Below are 19,810 nucleotides of genomic sequence, written 5' to 3'. Positions count from 1 at the left end.
GTATACCATGCTTTTGCTGAAAAATCAAGCAAAAAGAGCGCCTGGATGACAGGCGCTCTCTGAGGAATCTCTTCCCGGTGCTATTACCTTGAGAGTGCAAGGAACTCCTGGAACTTGGGATACTTGGGAGGCGTGCGGAGCACTGCAACCTGATCGCCTTCGACTTCGCGGGTGTTGAACATGTCCTTGGCCCCGCCGGAGAGCTCCAGCTTGTCCTCGTGGGTCCTGAAGTAGAAGCCGCCGCGGCTGAATTTCACTGCAGACTGCATGTAAATCTCTCTCTCGAAATTAATTTCGCACTTCATGCACAGAATCTGCCGCTCGCCTGTCCTGTTGCCGCACTCGGGGCATAAGTTCAGGTACCGGAGCACCGACTCGGGGTACACGTCGATGGGCCTGAACTGCGGGTGCTTCTTGGCCTTGGTCTCGCCCCCTTCGGAGACACCGCCGCCTTCCTCGGCTTCCTTGGTCTCGTCGGCCTCGTCGGTTTCCTGCATTTCCGAGACCTTCTTTATCGACCTGTCAGTCGATGCCATCTTTGCAGCCTGAGGCCCCGCAGCCATCTCCGCCGCTACCTGCTGGTAAGGAATTCCCGTGGCTATCTGCCTGAAAGAGATGCCCCGCTCGCCCATCACGCTCGTGGAGAGGGCCTTCTCACCGGCCGTCATGGCCTTCTCTGCCTGCATCTCGGCCTTGATGTTGTCCGCCTCGAGGGCATGGGCCTGGATGAGCCTGTTCTCCGTTTCCAGGTTCACATCCCTCCTGCCCAGCACGGGACGCTGAAGCATCGCCATGTTCACGTCGTTCTTGAAGCGGTTTGCCGACTCCTGGCCGCGCACGACAGCCGCCGATTCCGAGCTCTTCGTTCCGCTCAGCACCTGCTCTCGGCGCCCCTTGTTGACATTATCGAGAAGGGCTGTGGACTTTGCCTGAGGCGCATCCTGGAGGAGGCTGTCAAGCTGCCTTTTCAGGTCAGGATTGGTGGAAGCCTGGTCGAAGAAGCGGGCCATATTCCTTGCTCCCTCGGTGGTGCCCGAGGACTTGAGGAAGAGCTCCATGAGGGCTTCCCTTCCGTCGGCTGTCCTGTTCATGTTGGTCACAAACTTGGAAAGAGCTCCCACGTTGGCAGGATCCTTCGACATCTCGCCGAGGAGGCGCGGCCACTCGGCCATCGTCTCGGGATTCCTGGAGGAGTTCTTCAGAAAGGCCACCATATCGAGGGACGACCTGGGTGATGAGCTCACCTGCTGCAGCAGAACCGACAGGTTGTGAGCCCCTTCAGGCGTGCCTGCCATCCCCTTGAAGGCCTCCATGAGGGCCTTGCCGCCGAACTCGCTTCCCGAGGCCTTGCCGAAGAATTTCGCAAGGCTTTCGGAGCCGTCAGGGAGCGACGAGATATTCAGCAGAGATTGCTGCATCTCCATGAGGCCCTTGGAGCTCACGGAGCACTTCTGGAAGAATTGTGCCATGTTCTCGGCGCCTTCTTTGGTAGAGCTCAGGTTCCTGAGGGCATCGGCCATGGATTGCGCTCCCTGGGTGCTGGACGTGGCCCTCATAAAGATCTCCCCGAGGCCCGACGCGGACTCAGAGGTGAAAGACATGTTCACCAGTGCGTGGTTAAGGGCTTTAGCGCCTTCATAGGAGGAGGAGGTCCTTGCGATGAGCTTTGCAAAGCTCTCCGCCCCATCCTTCGAGGAGGTCATGTTCAGCAGGGTCTGGTTCAGGAGCTTTGCCCCTTCAGGTGTTGATGTCCCCCTGTCGAGGAGCATCGTGAGATCGTTCATCCCCTTTGGTGTCGAGGACATCTTGGAGAAAGCATCCATGAGGATTGCCGACCCTTCAGGAGTCCCAGAGAATGATGCCACAAACTGCGAGATGTTGAGAGCTCCTTCTTTTGATGATGACATGGCCATGAGAGAGCTCATCAGGGACTGCGTGCCCTCCTTGGAAGCAAGGGCATTCTGGATAAGGCTGCCCATGCTTGCCGCGCCGCCGGGTGTGGAGGCCACGTTTGCAAGGGCCTGCGAGAGTGCCTTCCCCGCAGTGGGGTTGCCTGCAGTGCTGCTCATAAGCTGCAGGAACTGCTGAAGACCCTCGCGGGTGGAGCAGAGGTTCTGAATGGTCCCTCCCACATTCTGGGCTCCCTGGGGAGTCCCCGTGCTCCTTGCGAGGAAGAGTGCCACATCCTTCCCCCCGTCCGGAGTGGACGTCATGCGCTGCATCATGGAGAGGAGGGACGATGAGCCTTCCGGAGATCCCGACGAGGCATTGGCAAAGTGGGCGAGATACTCGGAGCCTTCTCCGGAGCGGGAAATGTTGGCAAGCATCTTGGAAAGCTGTGCCGCTCCTTCAGGTGACTGGGCAATGTTTCCGAAGGCCTTCATCGCCATCTGCTGGCCTTCAGAGGTCTTGGGCGACCGGGCCACGAACTGCGCAAGGTTGCGGGCTCCTTCCTCTGTAGAGGACATGTTGGCCAGGGCCCGCGAGAGGGCCAGGGCATTTTCAGGGCTTGACGAGGCCGCCATGAGGAACTTCCCCACCTGCTCGCTTCCGCCGCGCGCATCAGTCATGTTCAGCAGGGCCCGGGAGAGCGCCGGTCCTCCCTCCTCCCCGGAAGAGCACCGGGCAAGGAGGTTCGCAAGGGTCCTTGTGCCCTCTGAGCTTCCCGACATATTTTTCATAAGGTTTCCGAGGCTCTCGGCGCCTTCCCTGGTGCCTGACGTTGCCTCCAGGAAGTGGGCCAGGGAGCGGGCGCCGTCAGGTGACGACGACATGCTCGACAGGGTGGACATGAGCTGCCTCGCTCCTTCGGGCGTTGACGATGCCTTTGCGAGGAACTGCGCTGAGAAGGTGCTCCCGTTGGGCGCCGACGCCATGTTGCTGAAGGCGCTTGCCAGCGACCGAGCCCCTGCCGGCGACGTCGAGAGGTTGGACATGGACTGCATCAGGAGCCTTCCGCCGTCCTTTGATGAAGAAAGGCGCGCCATCAGCTGCGAAAGGTTGGTGGCGCCCTGGGGTGATGAGGACATGCTCATCAGGGCGTTGCTCAGATCCCCGGCAGAACGCGGCGTTACTGAAGCTTTCTGGAAGAAGGCCATGAGGGCCTCGCCGTTTCCTCTCCCGTCGGCCATCGAGAGGAGGGCCTGCGAGAGGGAGGAGCCGCCCTGCGACGTCTGTGCCGCCTTGGAGAATATCGATGCCAAGTCCTGGACACCCGAAGAGCTTGACGTGAGACTCCTGAGTGTCCTTGCAAGGGCGTCGGAGCCCTCGCCGGTCGAAGCGCCTCTCTGGAGGAAGATGGCGATATTCTTGGCGCCGTCAGTGGTGGCCGACATGTTCTTCATCGCCGTGAAGAGGGACTGCGTCCCCTCGGGAGAGCTCGATGCCATCTGGATGAGCTTGGCCATGGACTTCCCGCTTTCCGGGATTGACGAGCCGTTCGCCATGGCGTGGCTCAGGAAGCGGGCCCCCTCTTTCGACGATGACATCTGCTTCAGAGCGTTGAGCAGGTTGTTCTGCGAAGCGGGAGACTGCGAGGCCAGCCTGTTGAAGAGGGTGGACAGCGCCTGGGCGCCCTCCCTTGTCGAGGACATGTTGGCAAGGGCCTGGGAGAGATCTTTGCCTCCCTGGGCAGTGGAAGATGCCGAGTTCAGGAAGCTCGCGATATTCTCTGAGCCCCCGGGGAACTTGGTGAGGTTCTGGAAGGTCTTCGCCAGGGAAGCCGAGCCTTCGGGCGAATTGGAGGACATGTTCAGCATCCTTGCGAATTCACGGGCTTCCTCGGGCTGCGAGGCAAGGCCATGCATCATGTTGTGAAGGGCCGAGGCGCCCTCGTAAGTTGTCGAGCCCGCTTCGAGGAACTTCGCCGCCATGGCGCTTCCCTGGGAGTCGCCCGAGGCGCTCGTGAGGAACTTTACGAGACTTCCCACGCCGGCAGGCGACGCCGAGCAGGTCTGAAGGAACTGGGCTGCCTGCTTGGGACCGTCCTTCCTGTCAAGGAGCGTCATGAAGTTCTTGAGAAGCTCCCTGGCTGTTTCGGGACTTGACCCTGCCGTCATGAGATAGGAGGCAAGCTTGTTGGCGGAATCAGAAGAGTTGTTCCCCAGCAGGGACTTTACGCCGCCCCAGATATCATCGGCATCGGCCTTGACCTGCTGAGCCTTGGCCTCCTCGGCCTGCTTTGCTTCCTCGGCCTGCTGGGCTTCAACCTCCTGCTGCTTCTTGGCTTCCTCTTCAGCCTGGATGCGCTTGCGCTCAAGCACTTTCTCGGTCCGGTCGGAGAGCTCTATCTGCTCCTGGGGATCCTGCCAGGTAGGCGTCTCAGGAGGCGTGGGCTTCCACTGGTCCACCGGGGGCTTGTAGGGATCGACAGGCGGGTAGTAAGGAGGCGTGATGGGGCCCACATCGGGCTTCACCATGTCAGGCCGCACTCCAACTCCATAATTGGTGCCCGGCTGTACATGGGGAGAATCGACACCTGTCCCCACCGGGGGACGGTTGAAGCCTCCAGTGATGGGACCCGTGCCCTGGGTCCCGATGGCGCCCACCGGTGCCCTCGAGGTGTTCATCCTCCCTGTGTTCTGTGTCTCGAGGCCCGTGGTGTGGGTAATATCCACCATGCTGCCGGTATTGGGATTCTGGTTCGGGAAATAGTGGACGCCGAGCTCGTGCCATCTCTTCTCATAGTGCTCCATGAGCCTCTGGGACATGTTGTTGGACATGCGCTCGTTCTCGTAGGAGAGGGAGGACATGTCGGAGGCATCCATCAGCTTGCCGAAGTCCCCGCCGAAGCTGAAGAAGCCGAAGAAGCTTCCTTCCGAATTGCCGTATTCTTTCCACATGCCGTCGGCTGCGGCGGCATAGTAGCCTCCGGCATTGAGCCGTTTCCTGAACTCGGGATCGTTGCGCAGCTCATCGGGAATGCCGTATTTCCTCAGTATCTCCTTGTCGCCGTTGATCTCGCTCCGGTGAGTTGAGACATAGTCCACCATGTGGAAGGCCAGGTTGGGATCCTTCCTGGTGATGTCACCGGGGGCTCCCTTCTCGGTCTCCGTTGCCCAGTTCCTGATCCCTGACGCCACATCGGGCGGCAGGGTGCTCCCGAAGGGGCTGTCAAGTCCCTTCTGCTTTATCTGGAGGGAGGTGCTGCTGCCGCCGCCGAAGATGGAGAAGGGATTCATCCAGGAGAACTCTTCCTTCTTCTCGCCCTTGCCCTGGGAGAGGGTGAGCTGGGCAAGGCCCGAAGCGAACTGGTCCTTGCCCTTGAACATCTCCTCGAGCTTCTTGTCAATCTCGTCTTTTGAGAAGCCCTGCCTCTCGAGCTCAGTCCTCGCGTTGGCCCTGAACTTGTCCATCTCCGAGGGATTACCCTGGAGACGGTCATAATAGCTGCCGGAGACCTCGAAGAACTTCTTTGTCTGCTCCTCGTTGAAACGGCCCGCCTCTGCCTGCCTCATCTTGGTATCGGTTGGCAGCTTCCCGCCCTGGGCGTCCTTGAAGTTCTCGATGGCGTCCTTGGGGAGGCCGTCGGCGAGGAACTTGAAGTCCTGGCTCCCCTTGCCCTCCTTGAGCTCCTGGAGGTGCTGGAGGCCTGTCTTGCCGTCAGGATATTGGCCCATCAGCATGGTGCCCTTGACGGCCTGGTACTCGTCGGGATCACGCAGCGACGCCGCGGCCATCTTCCGTGCCTCCTCGTCGCCGTAGCCCATCTTTTTGAATCCCTCGGTGAAGGTGGCGATGGTCTTGTCCTTGTCCTTGCAGGCAGCCTCGTACTCCCTCGTAAGGCTCGCGGCATAGGCATTGCTGTCCTCTGCGCCGGAGATCCTGGGGTTCACCTGCCCCTTCATCTGCGCATGGAACATCTCGTGCTGGAGCTTGTTTTTCTCCTCCCTGGTGAGGGAGCCGATGAGCATGCTCGAGGGGAGCGTCATCTCCCTGGTCTTGGAATCAAAATGGGACTCTCCCTGCTTGAAGGAGAACTTGTCGATGGTCCTGAGGGCCACGAGGGACTTGTCGGGGCTCACGGTGTCCCTGTTGCCGCGGTAGTCGTCCACCAACTGGGTGGCGACCTTCTTGACCTCCTCTTCGTTGAGGGTCCTGGGCTTGCCCGTGGCCGGGTCGGTCTGCCCGGGGACCGTGGCGGTGTTGAGCTTGAGGCGGGCATAGGACTCCGCCAGGACCTCCTTGTTCCTGTTCTGTTCAGCAGTCTTTTTCTCTTCCTCAAGGCGCGCCTTGTACTGGTCATCGGTCTCGCCGGCCTTCTTGGGCGTCGGATCGGGAGGAGCCTTCTGGGGCTTGATGGTGCCGTAAGTATTCTTGTCGGGATCTTTGAAGAGCTCCATCTCCCTCTTGGCCACCTCGGGGGAGACCTCTGTCATGAGCTTGGTGATGTTTCTCCTGTCAAGATCGGTGTTGCCGATTACCTTCTGGGTGGACTCGATCAGGCCCGCCTTCTCCTTGGCATCCATCTTGGGATCGAGGGACGAGGCGAGCATGAGGGCGTCGGCGCGGGACTTGCTGGAGTCATAGGGGGCCTTGTCGCCCTGGAGGCCCTTGTAGTAATCACTCTTCATGAAGTCCATGGTGGACTTGAGCTGCTCATCGTTGAGGCTGTTGAACCTGTCGATGAAGTTCTTCCTGTCTTCGGGCCCGAGGCCGGTCCTGTTGGTGACTTCGCTCTTGCCGCCCATGATGTCGAGGACTTCATTGCGCTGGTCCTCGGGGAGCTTCTCAAGCTGGCCAAGGAACTTCTTCTGCGCCTCCGTTCTCGTTATCCGCTCCTGCTCCGCCTGCTGCTTTCTCTGCTGAGGAGTGATCTTGTCGAGCTCTTCCTTTGTCATGGCGCGGTCCTCGGGCCGCCCCGCATCTCTGAGACCCCAAGAGAGGCCGCCGGCCACGGTGGCCCTGTCCTCAGGCTTGGCCTTCTCGATCATGTCGAGGGTGCGGCTTCGGACCGAGGGATCCGTGGCGTTTTTCTGTATGTAGGCAAGGTTATTAAGGACCTCGCCGCGGTCTTCCTTTTTTGTCGTGTCCAGGATCCTGAGGGTCGCCGAGAACTCCTGCTGGTTGAAAGCCGGCGACTGCGGCCGGTCGGAGGGCGGGCCCTGCCTCTGTCCCTGGGGCCCCTGAGGACCCTGGACTGTGCCCGTCTGCTGCCCCGGCTTCTGGTCCTGGGGACCCTGAGGCCTATGGGGCGGTCCTGTCTGGTCACCCTCTCTTGTCTTGAGGGTCTCGTCCTTCCCCACTCCTCCGAGGGCGAGAAGGCGCTTCTGGTCCTCGGGCTTTTCCAGGCCCCCCATTACTCTCATGAAGCGGTCGCGCTCCTCCTGGGTTTTCATGCCTCCCACGAGGGAATCGGCCTTCTGCTTTTCCTGCGCTGAGAGGCCGGTGTACCATGATGCCTGCTGATAATTACCGGGAGCTGCCGGCGGAGTGTCGGCCGGCTTCTTATCGCCTTCAGGCTGAGGCGCGGCAGTCTCGTCCGCAGGCGCTGTCGCCGCCGTCTGCTCAGAAGCGGCAGTCTTGTCCGCAGGCGCTGTCGCCGCCGTCTGTTCAGGAGCGGCAGTCTTGTCCGCAGGCGCTGTCGTAGCAGTCTGCTGAGGTGCCGCTGTCTTGTCCGCAGGCTCCGTCGTCGCAGTCTGCTGAGGCGCCGCTGTCTTGTCTGCAGGCGCTGTCGTCGCAGTCTGCTGCGGTGCCGCTGCCTTGTCGGCAGGCGCTGTCGCCGCCGTCTGCTGAGGCGCCGCTGTCTTGTCTGCAGGCGCTGTCGCCGCAGTCTGCTGAGGTGCCGCAGTCTTGTCCGCAGGCGCTGTCGCTGCAGTCTGCTGAGGCGCCGCAGCCGCTTGCGGCTGGGCCTCCTGGGGTTTCACCGGCGATGGTGCCACGGAAGGTCCTCCCGCGGGGGGAGCCGCTGCAGGGGAGGCCGGGGCGCCCGTGGGCTTTCCAGCGCTCTGGAAAGCTCTCAGGCCTGAAGGCGGCGGCTTCACCGTCTCAGTTGACGGCGCCTGCACGCCGGGCGTGGAAGGCTCCTGTGCCTGAGGCTTCAGAGCCGGGGAAGAGAACGCGTTGAATGAGGGGGGAGAAAAGAGCGTCTCCTTCCGCTGCCTTGTATTGGTGAATGCAAGGAGCTGGCGGTTGGGCTCCTTCTTGTCCCTTACCGTCACTATTTTCTGAGGGAGGTTGGAATCCTGGGGCCCCTGCCTTGTCCCCCCGAGGCCTGAGAGATAGGACCTGTTGTCTCCGGCAAGAAAATGCTGGAGATTCCCTCCCTGGGCTTTCCCGGAAGGCTTCTTGTCGGCCTGGGAAGGCGTTCTGGAAGCCATGCCTGACAGAGGGCCTTTTCCGGTCCCCGCGGACTTGCCCTTCCCGTCATCCTCCTCCTTGAGATCATGGGCACTATCGGAAGCGGAGGACTTGTCATCGCTTATCTGCTTTTTCATGAGCTGGCCGCCCTCCTGGCTCATCATAGCCCGGAGCTGGTGCTCAAGATTCTTGTTGTTTTCAGGGAGGGCCCACCTCTCCTGGCGGATATTTGACTGTTCCTCCTGCTCGCGGTCCAGGAGGTTCTGGGTTGTGTCATGCTCCTTGCCGGCGATCTCTGTCCAGCTCTCCATGAAAAAGTCGGCCACTGCGGACTTGGCCTTTGAGAGCTTCTCTCCGAGTGTCCCGCCGGTCTTCGCCCCTTCAGGTCCCTCTGCCTGCTCCTCGGCCCTGGTGGCTTCTTCAGCAGTGATGATCTTGGAATCCTTGGAGGCAAAGGCCTGTTTCTGGACCAGCTTTGCCAGGTCTCCCGTCATGTCCTTGGCCGCCTGGGGAGTCTGCGTCTCCTCCTGGTTGCCGGCCTTGAACTCTTCCTGCTCATCGCCGAGCTTCTTGGCCTGCTGCTCCTCGGCCTCCCGGGCCTGCTTCTTCTGGACGGCCTCCTGGGGGCCCTTCACCTCTTTCTGCTCAGGGGTAACAAGCTTCTTTGTCTGCGGTCCTTCCTCGCCTTCGGCAGGCTTCTCGGTGCCGGCCTTCTCCTCGAGATGCTCAGGTTTCGCTTCCTTTTTCTCCTGAGTATCCTTGGGGCGGATCTGCTGATAATTGAACTGAGTCGCAAGATCTATTCTTGTGTCTGACATACTCTCTCCCCCTCTTCACCGCCGCATGCAAGGACAGCCGCGGCAGTGTATTATATTCACCAAAAGAATACTTAAGGGCACACTAGTCCTTATCATGTTATCACTGAATTGTAAAAAAAAGTAAAGGGCGGGAGATTTCCAAAAAGTAACTTTTTTGTTAACAATGTGTTAACAGCTTTTCTGCCCCGGGACATTCATTCAATAGGGATTGATGAGGACCCTCTCGCCAAGCCTTATTCTGTGTATGCGGCTCTCCCCATATTTCCATTGCAGCGACTCCACAGGCGCGCAGTGGTGGAGGTAGAACTCCATCGAGGGGGAGAGCTTCAATGCCTTCGGGATCGCCGAGGAATCATTCTCAAATCCGCCGCAGTACAGTATAATATCTTTCCGGTAGAACTTCATTGCTGTTTTCACCACTCCCAGGAAGGAGCAATGCATGCAGGTGCCAAAGAGGGCGACTCCGTCCCTGGTATTTACCGCAAGGGCACTTTCATACTCGGGAGGGTCGGAGGAATCTTTTTTCCGATTGAATATCTGCCCTTTCTGTATGACCTTGGTCGGCGGTGCCATCTGGAAGACAGTGGAGATCAGGGATATGTGATCGGTGAGGGGTGTCACTCCCGGCTTGAGAATAACCTTGTTCTTGATCGGTATGGTCCTGTCCTCCAGCACGATTCCATTCTTCATATCAAGGGTGACGAAGACAGGAGTATTGGGAAGAGCCTCCTGGAGGGCCACGATTTCACCATTGTGGGAATGGGAGAGCACTATGAAGTCGGGCTTGATGTCTGACTTGCTGAATCCCGCTCTTTCAAGCTCTGCTTCAAAGATCATCCTGTTGTTGAGAAGGCGGTCAGGCCTGGCCCCGGCATCAAAATAGATGATCAGGGTGCCATCGGTGATATTCCTGAGAAGCTGCTTTTTCTCTGCCGCCCCCATCTTCATGGATGAGATAATATGATAGAGCGGCGAGGCCTTATCCACCTTTTCCCTGATGACGAGAGCGCAGAATGTGCCGTTGTCGCTTTGCAGGTCGAGCCTCATGGGAGTGACATAATCGGGGACCTCGCAGCCGTCAGCGAGAATATTATAGGAGTTGATGAGGAGCCTGGAGGAGAGATTGATTTCATAAGGGACACCAGAAGCTTCCAGGGGGTATCCCCCTAGCAGAAGAAAAACGAACATTACTATTGCAGCGAGTGTGCTGCAGCCCCTGATGCTTGTATTCACCACTATGTATGATGCTCCGTCTTATGCTTCGTTGATTATACTCACCAATGCTGGTCTTCGAAAAACTCTGCCAGTCACTCTCCCTTCATTGTACCATGATTCCTTTATTAATGCCATAGCCCGAAAGAATTAATCCCGCTCCGGCCCCACGAGGTATCCCTCTCCCACAGAAGGTCCCCATAGCCGTATTTTTTTGCTGCTCCCCCGGGAATCGCCCGGGAGGTCCGGGGAAAATAGAAGGAAAGGCCATGGGAATTCCTTGTCTCATCGCCCCACCGGGTATTCTCCACGACAAGGCTCTCCACAAGCACGGCAATCCTTCCCGCTGTCTCTCTGATCGCTTCCGGGATCGACAGGTTCTCCAGGAGCAGGGTGCAGAAATGCCAGACATCTACAAAAGATCGGTACGGCTCACGGTTCCACGCGAAATTCCCAGAACGCTGGGCTCGGCGGCCCGCCTCAGCAACGGCGCCGCAGCATTCTAAGTTTTCACAGAGGCCGGCGGTAAAAAGCCTGAACTGGCGGGCCAGTTCGGTCAAAGGTGCCGTTTCAATGGCGCAGAACTGCGGAACGAAAAGACGGTGGGTCATTCCCTCTCCTGAAAGGGCCTCCATTGCGAGGGATCTCACAAGGGATGCCGCTATCTGCCTCATTCCCCGGGCCTCCCTGCCTGCCGGGCGGAAAAGCACCTCAAGCAGAGAAACAAGGGGGAGCCCGTCACCAGGCAGCTCGTCCTGGGAGGCAAGTATCAGGGGGCAGAGCTTTTTCAGCTCGTAGGCCACTTCTGCCATGGCCATGAAACAGCAGTCAAAAATCAGCATGTCCAGAGGTCTTCCTGTCTTTGCCAGGGTGCCCTCCAGGGCTCCCCTGAAGGCGGGGAGCGCCATGGTGCGCCCCGAGGCATCACTCTCCAGAAGACCGATAAACCCGTCGGAATGGCAGAAAAGGAGAAGCACCTGTCTTTTTGCCGGGGCCCTTGCCATGGACCAGCAGAGGAACTCGGCAAGGTGGTCCGGCGAAGAAGAGTCTCTCGGCTTGAGTGTCACAATCCTCCTGCCGGAAGAGTCGGCGCCGAGCCTGAAAGTCTTTCCCCCTCCACCCTGCGTGTCATACTGCACCGAGAGGGCCACACCCTGAGGAATGGAAAGGTCCCTGAGGAGCCCCCAGTGGCGGGACGCCGCTGCTGAAAGATCGTTATTTCCCGCAAGATATATCAGCACCGAGAGTTCTTTCATCATGCCCTGCTTTCAAGAGTGATACTGGCGGCGGCTTTTCGCCGCCTTCGCTGCAGGCCAGACAGGAAATGTCCCGGCGATGGGATTCATATTCATGGCCAGCTCATCAAGCATCCATTCCAGCACTGTCATATTGAAGAGATAGTATGCCCCGGTGCATTCCATCGAGGTGGCACCGCTCAGGCACCGGCAGCTCATTCCACAGAGACCGGCAGCAGGGCACCTCAGGCATTCTCCCGGTGAAGAATGTTTCTCTGATGGGCTGTTCATAACTTTATTTCTGCCGGGAGCAAGGATGAGCTGCTCATGACCGCATTCACCGCTGTGAAAGAGCGGCACCTCGTTCACGAAGGCATCAATTTTTTCAAGAATGGTGTGTTCTCTCGCACCGGACCTCCTCAGAAGGCAGAAGGCTTCTATCATCTTTCCCGCGGCGAATCTGGCCGGCACGGGGCCGCCGCGCTGGAGAAACGAGGGCAGGAGCCAGATATCGCGGCACTCAAGGTCATGGGAGAGAAACCGGCACAATTCGGAAAGCCGCGTCACATTGGTGAAATCCACGGGAAGCGCCACATGGGGGCGCAGGCCCATGGAGGCGAAGGCCTTAAGGCTCCTGGAGAGGTGCTCTTCCCCGGCGCCCTGCCAGAGATGGCGGATATTCATATCATTGGCTGTGAGGAGCCGTCCCTTTTCCTTATCGATGCCTTTAAAAGCTGCACGTATTTCCAGGGCTACGTCGCCAAGCGCTCCATGAAACTCATTTTTTACAAGCGCCGCTATTCCTTCAATGAGAGGCCACTCTGGGGGGCCTCCCCCGAAATCAATGATTATTCTGCGGCCTTTCAGAGAGCGTGGAGCAAGTGAGGCAAAAAGCTCAAGGCTCTCAGAGAGGTCAGCAGGCCCGGGGGAAAGAATTCGGAGGCTCCTCACGGCGGGGTGAAGGGCCCCTTCAAGAGCTCTGAGAGGCTCAAGAGGATCTCCGCCGGCCACGGTGAGAAATCCGTCGTTCAGCAAAGCGGCGAGGCCCCCTCCTTCCCTGAGCTCACCGGGGAGCATTCTGACGGGATGCCCGCCGGACCGGGAGAGGAGAGAGCAGAGCTGGCGAAGAAGCTCTCCGCCGACCATGACTTTCAGCGAGAGAGAGTGGTACAGGATAGTCATCCCGCCGCCGAAGCGGCGAAAGACACAGGGTGAGAGCGTCAAGATTCCCGTGGGATTCCCTGCCTCACTCACCGCTGCCTCCCGAGACCTCGACAGCCCATCTCACAAGAGGAGGGATCGTGCGGCACTGCCGCTCATCCTTCTCATCGGGGGATCCTGTCTTGGACCAGGCATCGTGGGCGCATCCCCCGCCGCAGAGGGCGAGCCCTATGCATGGGAGGCACTTATCATCATTGAGGGGCGAGCGCTTCCTCCACCGCGTGCTCATCCCGCCCTTCAGCATGGCTTCGGCGATGCCGGCGTCCCTCACGTTTCCCCAGAGGCACTGGAACTCTTCCGCAAGGTTGATGCAGGGACCCGCGCTCCCGTCGGGCATTACCGAAAGCTGCACCGCCGTGTCGCAGGAGTGAAAGGTGCACCTCTCCCCTGCAAGAGATGAGAGGATACCGGAGGGAAGAATCTCTTCCAGATGCGGTCCCCATGGTGACTTCCAGAGCGAGATGAGCCTTCCTGTCATCACCGGGGGGGGAAGCTCATAGGGGTTGTCTCCGGGCAGGCCCCTCACGGCGAAAATCCTGATGTCGCCGACACCGAGGGTTTCCTTGAAAAAGCAGGCGATTTCCTCCAGGTCATCGATATTGTGAGGGCCGAGGGTACAGCCCACTGCAGGCTCTATGCCCTGGCGGCGCATCATGCTGAAGCCGCGAAGAGCCCTCTCATAGGAGCCTTTCCCCGAGGACTCTAACCTCATCTTGTCGTGATGATGCTTGAAGCCATCAAGGGACACAAGGGGAAGAACTCCATGCTTCTTAAAAAAGCCTGCCATTGCGTTAGTAACGAGGGTTGCATTGGTAAAAAGCTCTATCGTGACCTCGCGGCCGCCGAAAGCGCCCCTCCTTTCCATTGATCTGATGAGCTTCACCGCATAAGCCAGGGTGTCCCAGTTCAAAAGAGGCTCGCCGCCGTAAAGAATCACCACAGGGCTCACGGGGCTCCTTCCCAGGACCCTGTCGAAAAGCTCCACGCTGAGCCTTGCTGTATCCCTGTCCATGGAGGGGTGAGCGTAGGCCCTCGAGGGCGTGGGCACGAAAAAGCAGTAATGGCACTTAAGGTTGCAGAGATGGGTGAGGAGGAGGTACATCACCTGGAAATCAGGCCTGGAAACTGAAGGATGGCTCCTGTAAGCATCCAGAATCCTGAGCGGATCAGGGGAGGCAGTGACGAGAAAAGAGCTCTCCACCAAGGCGGGAATATACCTGGCCAGGGCATTCCGCGCATGGGGCTCCAGGTGCTCAAGGCTCCTTGTGGTGGGCTCCCTGGAGAGAAACTGGAGGAGCACATACAGGGCAGGGTCTCCATAGATTCTTTTCAGCAGCAGCGAATGAAATGCAAAAGCCCTCTCCCTTTTTTTCCAGAAATGCACGAAGGGCGAGAGCACCAGATGGAGGGCACTCTGTTCAATGGCGTGCCGTGAAAGCTGAGGAGGAGGTGCCTCAGCCCCGATATTGCCGTAAAGGGCGGACTTCTCCCTTCTTCCCGCCTTGACAAGAATCTCTGTCATTTCCTGAGCTCCTCGAGCATATTCCGGTAAAACCGGTCGTCAGCTATTCCTTTCCTGAGAGCCAGCCCTTTCTCCAGGCACTCCCGGGCTCTCTCCCTGTCGCCAAGATCCCTGTAAGCCCATCCTATCAGAGCATGGAACCATCCCATGGAGGGCTCTTTCTGTGCCGCTCCCTCAAGGAAATAAAGAGCTTCAGAGGGCTTCCCCTGCATAATGAGGCCATAACCGGCCTGGCCCATCAGCAGAAAGTTTCCGGGGTATTCCACAAGCCCTTTTTTGGACCAGTACACTACTTTCTCCCATTCCTCGGCATCCTGGAGCATGCTGAGAAGATTCACGAGCACAGGGAAATGGTCCCCCTCGGCCCCGAGGGCCCGGGAGGCATAGGACTCGCCTCTTTCAAGCTGTCCTGTGGAAAGGTAGAGATAAGCGATGCTGTGGTAAATGTCCGATGAGACAAGGCCATCCTTTTCGCACCCGAGGAGAAGATCTTCAGCCCTGCCATAGTGCTCCATGTGGAGTGCGCAGAGGCCCTGGTAGTATCTGGCATAGACGCTGGAAGGATCGGCCGATGCCATGGCCTCATAGTGCCTTGACAGGGATCGGCCCCTTGAGAGCTCGAAAGCACAGGTGATAAGCTGGCGGTGCGCCCTGATAAACCTCGGCGAATCATTGGCTGCCGCCTGGAGCTCCGGGTATGCATCATTGCGCTTCCCCTGCCGGTAAAGCGTCAGCCCTCTCTCATAGGCCTTCATTGCGGCAGGGCAGCATTCCTCCCTGAATCTTGCAGGAGAGGCTCTGCCACTCGTCGCGGGAACAAGGCCGATCGATCTTCCTTTTTTCCTGTGCTCAAGATAAGCTGAAGAGAGGGCCATCTGGACCCTCATGCGGGGAATGGCCCCCTGGCCGCCTTCGGCCGTGAATACTCCAAGATCAGCCTGGTTGCTGAAGAGCTGCAGGTAAAAGCAGTTCCTCCCCCCGAGGGAGAGGAGCCTTGAGCGGTTGTCAAACCTCCCGAGGGTAGGATCGACAGGAACCCACCCCGGGCCCTGGAGATAGACTTCAGCCCACGAATGGGTCTGGGGGAAATAAACTTTCTCGTGGGAGATATAAAGCCCTCCCACGATGCGGGCGGGAATTTCCGCAGCCCTGCACAGCGATACGAAAAGGATGATGGCGTCACTACACTGGACCGTGCGGTCCTTCAGGATCTCCTCAAGGGAACGCCGCATGTTCCCTTCCCTGAAAGTGAAATTCTTTCTCATGTAATCATAGATTTTCACCATCCGGTAATAAGGGTTCCTTTCCCCTTCAACTGCCGACAGGGCAAGGGCTCTGATCGCCTGGATGTCAGGCCGCACTTCGCCGTCAGGCCTGAGATACAGTGCCTCCGGCGGCCGGCTGTCTCTGCGGGAAGAAGCTTCAGAGAGAGGAATCCTCACACTCGCCGCAGCGGCATCAAAAGAAAGCAGAATCTTCTCTTCGGCGCCGGGATCAAGCCGGACCTCATACACTCCGGCAGGCCTGTTATCTTCGAGAGCCGTCACAAAGCAGGGGCAGGGCCTGGACTCCAGGTGCTCCACCTGCTGGAAGGGAGCATAGCTGGAAGGAAGAGGCAGCAGAAGGTGCCCCTTCACTTTTTCGCTGCTGCTCATGTTCTGAATCGTCACCATCAAGGTGAGATGGGAGCGAAATGTCTCGCCTGCCTCGGGAGGCCGGCGCTGCAGGCCTGCTTCACCGGGCGGAATGCATGCGAATATGATCATCAAGAGCATGAGCTCAATAATGATGAGCGATGCCTGCCCCTTCTCTGCTGTCCTGTGGAATTTATTCATGCTGAAGCTGCCGTCCTGAAAGAATAATATATGCCATGAGCCCCGGGACCTCCTTCCAGGCTCTTTATGCCATGGGCTCCAGGCGGCCCGGAAGCATCAGAACCTGGACTGAAGGAGATTTCCATTCCATAGAGAAAGTGATGTGAGTCCTTTCACCGAAAAGGGAGGTGCTGCCATGAAAGTGAAGATCCCCTTGAGAAATGCGAACAGGCTCATCAACCACGGCCCCCTGGTCCTCGTAGCCTGCCAGACGGAAAAAAACCGGGTAAACTGCCTGCCGATAGCCTGGATTATGCCCGTCAGGCACGATCCGCCAATAATAGGTGCCGTCATTGGGAAGGGGAATTATTCCTTTGAATGGATACGGAAACACAGGGAATTTACCGTGAACATTCCCCCGGCGGGCCTTCTCACCGTCGTGAACGCCTGCGGCTCCGTGACAGGAGCCGATCTTGACAAATTCGAGAAGTACGGCCTCACGGCCGAAAAGGCATCAGCGGTGAAAGCTCCCCTTATCAGGGAGTGCATCGGCCACCTTGAATGCGAAATAATAAACGACCCTTCCCTGATAGAGACCTATAACCTTTTCCTTGCCCATGTCAAGGCTGTTTCCGTGGAAAAGGAGGCCTTCGAGGAGATATGGAAGCTCGACAGGGAAGAATACCGAACGATTCACCACCTTGGCGGGAGCCATTTTGTTCTTGACGGGAAAACAGTGAAGGCCTGATCGCGGAGGACAATGCCCACGAAGGAAAAACTGCAGCATCTTTTCAGGCTTTTCAAAAAAAGGGACAGAGTGGCCATCCTGATAGTGCCCGATCCCGACGCCATAGCGAGCGCTATGGCGCTTCAGGCCATTCTGAAGCCAAGGACAGCCCATATTGACACCATTCACATCGGCGAGACCCGCCGTCCCGACAACCAGACCATGCTGAGGCTTCTGAGGCTCAGGCACCTGTACCTGCGCCAGACTGACCTGACCTGGTACTCAAAGCTTGTGATGCTTGACGGGCAGCCTTCCCATAATCCCGCCACAGGCAGCCTCAAGATAACGGCCGTTATCGACCACCACCCCGATGAACACGACCCATCCATTCCATTCAGGGACATAAGGCCCTCCTACGGGGCAACGGCCACCATCCTCACGGAATATCTTATAGAAGCCGGGATACCCATAACGCCCCGGCTTGCCACAGCCCTCTATTATGCCATAAAGACGGACACGGACATGTTCAGAAGGATCAGCAACGATAAAGATCTCAATGTCCTCAGCCATCTCCTCCCCAGGATAAAGGTCGAGACCCTCAGGATAATCGAAGGGTCCGAAATACTCCGCAAGCAGCTGAAATATTTTATCAAGGCCCTCCAGGAGGTGACCTTCTCCCACACCATGGCATATGTTCACCTGGGCATCATTGAGAGGAGTGAGTTCTCCGCCGTCATCGCCGACTTTCTGCTCAGGGTGCGGGGCACTTACTGGAGCATCGTCTCCCAGCTGCACCAGAAATGTGTCATCATCACGATGAGATCGTGGAAGGAGCGCAAGGATGTGGGAAAAATCGCCACAAGGGCCTTTCAGAAATTCGGCAGGGCAGGAGGCCACCGCTTTGCTTCAAGGGCAGAAGTGCCCCTGAAGAACATCCCCCCGGAATACCTTCCGGCCACCGATGAAGCCATAAAGCGCTTCATAATGGACAGGGTGCTGCTCCACCACAAGGCAGGGGCGAAAAACAATAAGCATCTCAAGGAAGAGATGAGGTTTCTCGACATCGATCCGTCATAGCATAATGGAAAAAGCCGCAGGGTGAAGGAAGGTCCTACTGGGGATTCGCGAGGGCTTTCTGCACCACTTCAAGTGCCTGCTGGGCCTGCTTGTTTCCAGGCTCTATTGTCAGCGCCTCTTCAAGATACTGCTTCGCCTTGGGGTAATCTTTCTTCTTGGCATAGCTGTAACCAAGGAGATATTTGAGCTGGTAGTTCTTTGGATCGGTCTGGATGCCCTTGGGGAGCTGGGAAATGGCAGTGTCATAGTCCTGGCGGGCGATGTAGATGTTCCCGAGTATGAGCCAGGGACGCACATCCTGGGGGTTCACAATGATTGCCTGCTGGCAGAACTTGTCTGCCACGTCATATTTCTTGGAGGCAAAGTAAATCTGGGCCATCATGAAATAAGAGGTGAAATCCTTGGGATTGATCCTGATGACTTCCTGGAGCTCACGGATAGCCTCGGCCAGCTTCTTTTCCTTGACAAAAGTCGTGGCCCTCCGGTGATGTAATTTTATTGTTAATTCCTCTTCGTTCATTTCATGACCTCACTTGGAATTCAAAAATAGGTTTCTTCATATTTTGCTGCAAATCCTCCCATGGGGCAAAGTCACTTGACAGGGTCCTGCAGGCGGGACGGGAGAGGAGGGGCCTGTGGAGAAATGGAATATTTCTTCTGGAGGGGAGAACAAGGTGGAAGAGGAAGCTCTCTCGGCAAAAACTGACGCACTCAGGGGCTGCCTGATCGGCACTGCAGTAGGCGATGCCATGGGCCTCCCCATGGAGGGCCTCTCAAGGGAAAGACAGATCCGCCTTTTCCCCAGCCTTGAACGGTACTCCTTTCTGCTGGGGAAAGGGATGTGCTCCGACGATTCTGAGCATGCCTCGATGACTGCCCAGGCCCTTCTCACCGCGGGAGCAAGCGAGGAAGCTTTCATCCATGAACTGGCGAGGCTCATCAAGGTATGGCTCCTTCTTCTCCCTGCCGGTGTGGGTTTCGCGACCCTCAGGTCGGGGCTCAGGCTGATTGCAGGGATCTCACCCGAGAGGAGCGGCGTCAGCTCGGCAGGGAACGGCCCGGCGATGAGAAGCCCCATTATTGGCGTATTCTGCGGGAATGACTATCGGAGGCTGAGAAAGCTCACCGAGCTCTCCACCGGGATCACCCACCGTGACGCCAGGGCTCATATGGGAGCCCTGGCAGTAGCCTGCGCTTCTTCTCTCGCTTCAGGGCGGAAAGAGCCTGTATCAACAGCCACGTACCGCTCGTCACTGGAAAATGTCATCACTGAAGAGGGCGGGGAACTCCTCCCCCTCATTGAGAAGGGGCTGGAAAGCGTGGATAAAGGCATCAGCACCGCAGAGTTCGCCTCCCTGATATGCCCCCCCAAAGGGGTGAGCGGCTATATCTGCCATACGGTGCCCGTGGTGATCCATGCCTGGCTAAGCCACCAGCAGGATTTCAAGGGCGGGATCACGGGGATTATCCGCTGCGGAGGAGATACGGACACCACAGCAGCCATACTCGGAGGCATCATCGGATCCCACGTGGGCCTCGAGGGAATTCCCTCACCATGGATTGAGGATCTGCTCGAGTGGCCCCGCTCACCGGCATGGATGAGAAAACTTGGGGAGAGACTCGGCGATGCCTGCGAGGCCCCTGGAAAGGCCAGGCCCCTTTCTCTCCCTCTGTGGGGGATTCTCCCAAGAAATCTCTTCTTTGCCCTTATCGTGCTTCTCCACGGATTCAGGAGACTGCTCCCTCCTTATTGATCTTGCAGGGCGGGGGGAGGCGGGAGTCTGTTACGGAGAAAATTTTTCTGCTATAATAGAAATAACTCTTCCCGGCCGGCGACTGAAGCGTAGAAAAAACAAATCTGAGGGAATAGCATGTCAGGAAGTACC

10 protein-coding genes are annotated in these 19,810 nt (G+C 58.0%); 3 read left to right on the top strand and 7 right to left on the bottom strand.

What is annotated here, in order from left to right:
• Nucleotides 1-83: 83 nt before the first annotated feature.
• From RDV48_15800 to RDV48_15775, 6 genes are all read right to left on the bottom strand, one after another.
• Entirely contained in the window at nucleotides 84-9,116 is a 9,033-nt protein-coding gene (locus RDV48_15800) for a hypothetical protein (protein MDQ7824265.1), read from the bottom strand.
• Nucleotides 9,117-9,314: 198 nt separating this feature from the next.
• Complete coding sequence (locus RDV48_15795) at nucleotides 9,315-10,349, bottom strand: hypothetical protein (protein MDQ7824264.1); 1,035 nt, start codon at nucleotides 10,347-10,349, stop codon at nucleotides 9,315-9,317.
• A 107-nt stretch (nucleotides 10,350-10,456) separates the two neighbouring features.
• Nucleotides 10,457-11,587, bottom strand: a complete 1,131-nt coding sequence (locus tag RDV48_15790; GenBank protein MDQ7824263.1) for a clostripain-related cysteine peptidase — start codon at nucleotides 11,585-11,587, stop codon at nucleotides 10,457-10,459.
• A 9-nt stretch (nucleotides 11,588-11,596) separates the two neighbouring features.
• Entirely contained in the window at nucleotides 11,597-12,817 is a 1,221-nt protein-coding gene (locus tag RDV48_15785) for a hypothetical protein (GenBank protein ID MDQ7824262.1), read from the bottom strand.
• Nucleotides 12,810-14,306 (bottom strand): radical SAM protein, encoded by a 1,497-nt coding sequence (locus tag RDV48_15780; GenBank protein MDQ7824261.1) that lies wholly within the window; start codon nucleotides 14,304-14,306, stop codon nucleotides 12,810-12,812. The genes RDV48_15785 and RDV48_15780 overlap by 8 nt, the downstream gene beginning before the upstream one ends.
• On the bottom strand, nucleotides 14,303-16,141 hold the full coding sequence (locus RDV48_15775) for a transglutaminase domain-containing protein (protein ID MDQ7824260.1): 1,839 nt from the start codon (nucleotides 16,139-16,141) through the stop codon (nucleotides 14,303-14,305). The genes RDV48_15780 and RDV48_15775 overlap by 4 nt, the downstream gene beginning before the upstream one ends.
• Before the next feature lie 175 nt (nucleotides 16,142-16,316).
• Between RDV48_15775 and RDV48_15770 the strand changes: the two genes are divergently transcribed.
• Both RDV48_15770 and RDV48_15765 read left to right on the top strand, forming a co-directional pair.
• On the top strand, nucleotides 16,317-16,868 hold the full coding sequence (locus RDV48_15770; GenBank protein ID MDQ7824259.1) for a flavin reductase family protein: 552 nt from the start codon (nucleotides 16,317-16,319) through the stop codon (nucleotides 16,866-16,868).
• Nucleotides 16,869-16,880: 12 nt separating this feature from the next.
• Nucleotides 16,881-17,924 (top strand): DHH family phosphoesterase, encoded by a 1,044-nt coding sequence (locus RDV48_15765; protein MDQ7824258.1) that lies wholly within the window; start codon nucleotides 16,881-16,883, stop codon nucleotides 17,922-17,924.
• A 34-nt stretch (nucleotides 17,925-17,958) separates the two neighbouring features.
• Here the strand turns inward: RDV48_15765 and RDV48_15760 are convergent, their stop codons facing one another.
• A complete protein-coding gene (locus RDV48_15760) occupies nucleotides 17,959-18,444 on the bottom strand; it encodes a tetratricopeptide repeat protein (GenBank protein MDQ7824257.1) in 486 nt (161 codons plus the stop codon).
• A gap of 115 nt (nucleotides 18,445-18,559) precedes the next feature.
• On the opposite strand from RDV48_15760, the gene RDV48_15755 reads away from it, so the two are divergent.
• Nucleotides 18,560-19,678, top strand: coding sequence for an ADP-ribosylglycohydrolase family protein (locus RDV48_15755; GenBank protein MDQ7824256.1), 1,119 nt, complete (start codon nucleotides 18,560-18,562; stop codon nucleotides 19,676-19,678).
• Nucleotides 19,679-19,810: the final 132 nt, after the last annotated feature.

This window comes from Candidatus Eremiobacterota bacterium, from assembly GCA_031082125.1.
In the GTDB taxonomy this organism is placed as follows: domain Bacteria; phylum Vulcanimicrobiota; class CADAWZ01; order CADAWZ01; family Ess09-12; genus Ess09-12.
The sequence above is the reverse complement of the archived record's forward strand: the minus strand, read 5'-3'. Positions and strand labels throughout refer to the sequence as shown.